General features: G+C 36.1%; 1 protein-coding gene. It reads right to left on the bottom strand.

Annotation, left to right across the window (positions count from 1 at the left end; all coding sequences use genetic code 11):
• Positions 1-548, bottom strand: a 548-nt coding sequence (locus AB1471_RS17045) for a hypothetical protein (protein WP_367780935.1), incomplete at both ends; no start/stop codon positions are given.

Raw genomic sequence — 548 nt, 5'->3', positions numbered from 1 at the left:
TAAGGAGTAATGACAAGCCGATAAGACCCAAATAAAAACAGGCTATCAAAATCCTCTCTTGTTGGAGACAAAGGACTGTGTACTACCGCAACTTGATAATTTGTATCTTCATCTACTTTAGGAAGTGTGATATCACTCACATAAAGTTCTTCTGTATCCATATTGATGAAATGCACCATTTCCCCATCATCAAACGGTATTTGTTCGAAATCTAGGAATTGAACAATCGCTACCTCCATAGGATTACTAAACGTATTTCCAACAGATATTTTTAACTCTTCCCCCTGTTCCTTTTCAAACACAGGAGCCAATTCTTCGATTGTTTCACTTAAAAAGATATTAGTCGGTTGACCATTATTGATCTTTTCATACCCTTCAGAATAGATGATTTTTTCTTCCTCCCCACCTAAAGGGAATCTGAGAGAAATGATATTTTCTAATGACGTAGCCTCTGCCATTACATCGTAGTCAATTTCTTGAGGTTTGAAATACGTATTTGGTTCTTTGAATATTAGATAAGATACCTCACTATTACTCTCATCTACGGC

This window comes from Jeotgalibacillus marinus, assembly GCF_040801915.1.
Taxonomy (GTDB): domain Bacteria; phylum Bacillota; class Bacilli; order Bacillales; family Jeotgalibacillaceae; genus Jeotgalibacillus; species Jeotgalibacillus marinus.
Note: the sequence above shows the minus strand (reverse complement) of the source record. Positions and strands in the feature narration are given on the sequence as shown.